At 42.3% G+C, this 3,663-nt stretch carries 5 protein-coding genes; all 5 read left to right on the forward strand.

Going from position 1 to position 3,663, the window contains the following annotated elements:
* Positions 1–724, forward strand: a 724-nt coding sequence (locus tag KGY70_08830; protein ID MBS3775279.1) for a GH92 family glycosyl hydrolase, incomplete at its 5' end; no start/stop codon positions are given.
* A 145-nt stretch (positions 725–869) separates the two neighbouring features.
* On the forward strand, positions 870–1,346 hold the full coding sequence (locus KGY70_08835; protein ID MBS3775280.1) for a hypothetical protein: 477 nt from the start codon (positions 870–872) through the stop codon (positions 1,344–1,346).
* A gap of 102 nt (positions 1,347–1,448) precedes the next feature.
* Complete coding sequence (locus tag KGY70_08840; protein ID MBS3775281.1) at positions 1,449–2,369, forward strand: carbohydrate kinase; 921 nt, start codon at positions 1,449–1,451, stop codon at positions 2,367–2,369.
* Positions 2,370–2,676: 307 nt separating this feature from the next.
* Positions 2,677–3,114, forward strand: a complete 438-nt coding sequence (locus tag KGY70_08845) for an RpiB/LacA/LacB family sugar-phosphate isomerase (protein MBS3775282.1) — start codon at positions 2,677–2,679, stop codon at positions 3,112–3,114.
* 268 nt (positions 3,115–3,382) lie between these two features.
* Positions 3,383–3,663, forward strand: a 281-nt coding sequence (locus KGY70_08850) for a hypothetical protein (GenBank protein MBS3775283.1), incomplete at its 3' end; no start/stop codon positions are given.

Here is a 3,663-nt window from a genome sequence, read left to right on the forward strand (position 1 = left end):
TTTTATCGAACCTTTTGACTATAAATTTTCCGGAGGGCCGGGAGCCCGCGATTATTACGATGAAAATAACGGCTGGACCTACCGTTGGGAAGTTACCCACAACGTAGCCGACTTGATCGATCTGATGGGCGGTAGAGAAGCTTTCACTGAAAACCTGGACGCCCTGTTCAATGAACCCCTGGATAAACCCAAGTATCAGTTCTATGAACAACTGCCTGATCAGACAGGAAATGTCGGGCAGTTCTCTATGGGCAACGAGCCCAGTTTTCACATCCCTTATCTATACAATTATGCAGGTCACCCCTGGAAAACGCAGAAACGCATCCGGCATTTGATGAGACAGTGGTTCCGCAACGACCTGATGGGCATACCGGGCGATGAAGATGGGGGTGCCATGTCGGCATTTGTGGTATTTTCCTGTATGGGATTCTATCCGGTTACCCCGGGATTGCCTGTTTACAACATTGGCAGCCCGGTGTTCGATGAAATCACCATTCATCTGTCCGGCGGAAACGATTTTATCATTGAGGCCGGCAACAATTCACCTCATAACAAGTATATCCAGTCTGCCACTTTTAACGGAAGCCCTCTGAACAAGCCATGGTTTGTACATGAAAAGATGATGGAGGGAGGCACACTTAAGCTCAAAATGGGACCGAAGGCCAACAAACAGTGGGGTAGTGAAAAAAAGGCAGCCCCGCCTTCATTTAACCTCAGCAAATGAAATTTAAATCATCATATGATATACAAAAAATTCCCAGAGATATGCATTGATATAGAGTGATATTAAAATCGCCCAGAAATTATTGTCTTTAAAATTAAACAATTGCTCAGATGCATTTGTTAAGCCGGAAATCCTTAAAATAAATATGATGAAGAAGATTATTCTTACGCTTTTAATCGCAGGAATGAGTTTATCATTCGCCAGCGCACAGTCCAATTACAATACCGGCATTGGTTTCAGGGGCGGTTTGTCAAACGGATTAACCATAAAACATTTTTTGGATTCCGAAAATGCTCTCGAGGGGCTCGCTTCATTCAGGTGGTCAGGTTACAATATAACCGGACTGTACGAAAGACATGCTACAGCTTTTGACTCACGGGGCTTCAACTGGTATTACGGGGTAGGTGGTCATATAGGATTCTGGGATGGTGATGAAAACCCCTGGTTTGATGATAGTCAGAGCTATACCGTAGTGGGTATCGATGGCATTTTAGGTTTGGAATACACCTTCGAAGAGATACCCATCAACCTCAGCATAGACTGGAAGCCAGCCTATAACCTGGTAGGTAACACAGGCTTCTGGGGAGACAATGGAGCCTTCTCCGTCCGGTTTGTATTCTGAAAAAAGGGATGGAATATCCTTGTAAGAAGGGATATAAATTCTTAAAACAGCGAGAGTAGTAAGAAACGGATAGGACAGGCTTAAAGTAAATTCGCTGATTCCATGGAAAATGGCCGACGGGTATATATAGTCGGAGAAACCACATTCGATATCATCTTCAGGGATGATCAGCCTAAAGAAGCCAGGGTAGGCGGATCGCAGCTCAACACATGTGTCTCCCTCGGAAGGTTGGATATACCGGTTACATTCATCACCATGTTTGGAAATGATCAGGTGGGTGACATAGCCTGGCGTTTTCTTAAGGAAAATAACATTTCAGATGATTATGTCACCCGGTATGAAGGCAATTCACGGGTAGCCCTGGCTTTCCTTGATGAAAACAACAATGCACACTACACCTTTTTTAAGCCTGAAGTGGAAAAAAGACTGAAGTTTCCGGAACCGAAGCAGGAGGATATTGTGCTGTTCGGTTCCTCATTTGCCGTAAAGGATGAAGGGAGGGATGAGCTGCTATGTTTTCTCGAGCAATCCGCAAAGAATGGCGCCATCATCCTGTATGATCCGAATTTCCGTAAAACAAATACGGGTAATCTGAATCAGATAAGAAGCAGAGTAGAACAGAATATCCGAAATGCCGATCTGGTAAAAGGTTCGGATGAAGATTTTATCAACCTCTATGGGGTGAATAACGTCCGGGAAGCGTGGGAAATACTGTCGGAAATCAAAAAAGTGCCATTAATATATACAGCCGGTGGAGACAGAATGGAGGTAAAAACGCCATACTTTGAGAAAAGCTATCCGGTGCAGAGCCTTCAGCCGGTCAGTACCATTGGTGCCGGTGATACTTTCAGCGCCGGGGTAATATATCGGTTGTTCCGGATGGACATCTGTAAAAATGAAATCAATGACTTGAAAGAAGAAAAGTGGGATCAGATCATTCATACCTCCACAGAATTTGCAAAACACGTTTGTATGCATTATGACAATTACCTTTCAGAAGCATTTGCAGAAAAGCAACAGTAGCATAGGAAAATTCGGCAGAATGTACCATTTGAATGGCCGCCTTTAAACGGTGGCTTCAAAGTTTTCCCCAGGGCGATGATTGTTCTATTAATCAATCAACAATATTAAAAATTTCTTCGAATTGATATCCTTCACGCAGCGTTTTGATGATTTTCCCTTTAGAGACCACTAAAAAGAACAAAAATGACAAAAGACTGTTTGCAATGAGTAGGGGATTCAATTGTTAAGTTTGCAGAACAGCGACAATCAATTTGAGTTCCTATTGGCTTTGAGACAAAAAATGTATGAATTTTTAAAAGCAAACCGTATGAAAATTGGTATTGCATCCGACCACGGAGGATTTGAAATAAAACAAATCCTGAAAGACCGACTGGAAAAACATAACCATACCATCATTGATTTCGGAAATTTTGAAATCAATCCCGTGGATGATTATCCTGATTTTGTTATCCCGCTTGCAAAAGCAGTGGCAAATAATGAAGTGGAAAGGGGTATTGCAGTTTGCGGAAGCGGAGTGGGGGCCTCTATAGCAGCCAACAAGATCAAGGGAGTAAGAGCCGGACTGGTACATGACAACTATTCAGCGCATCAGGGCGTGGAAGATGATAATATGAATATACTTTGTATGGGAGGACGAATAGTAGGAAACGATAAGGCCATCGAACTGGCTTTCACATTTCTGGAAGCAGAATTTACTCATGAAGAGCGCCATATAAGAAGGCTGAAAAAGATTGAAAAAAAATAGGCTAACTCTCCCCGCATTCAAGCATTAATAGAATCCCCGGTAAAAGCGTTACCTTCTTGCTCCCTCATAGAACCGTAAAAGCATATCCCCATACTGCTTTTCTTAAACCGGTTTTATTTTTAGACTGGATCATTCATGAAATGCGCCGGTATTGAGTGAAAATTAATGCTTTTCTATTTTTGTTAAAAAAATCTTAAATATTCTTAAACATTTTATCCTCTTGCGTGTCTACATTATATTGTTTTATTAACCAAAAAAACCATTTATTATGAAAAAACAATTTTTAAAAATCAAGGCACGCCAGGTGACATACCTGATGTTTTTGTTGTCTGCCCTGGCCATCTTTTCAATTTCCTGTGAAAAGGAAGATTCAGTTGCACCTGTTGCAACTGAAAATCCGGAACTATCCATTGTAGAAGTACTACAATCTTTTGGTGAGACTGAAACGGAAGAAGGAGCAAATCTTAAAAGGGGACGTGGGGCTCCGGCGCCCGGAGATGCGTCCATCGCCGAAATCGCCATTGACGCAGAATTTAATGAGCTCGTAGG

This window comes from Bacteroidales bacterium (assembly GCA_018334875.1).
Lineage (GTDB): Bacteria > Bacteroidota > Bacteroidia > Bacteroidales > UBA12077 > JAGXLC01.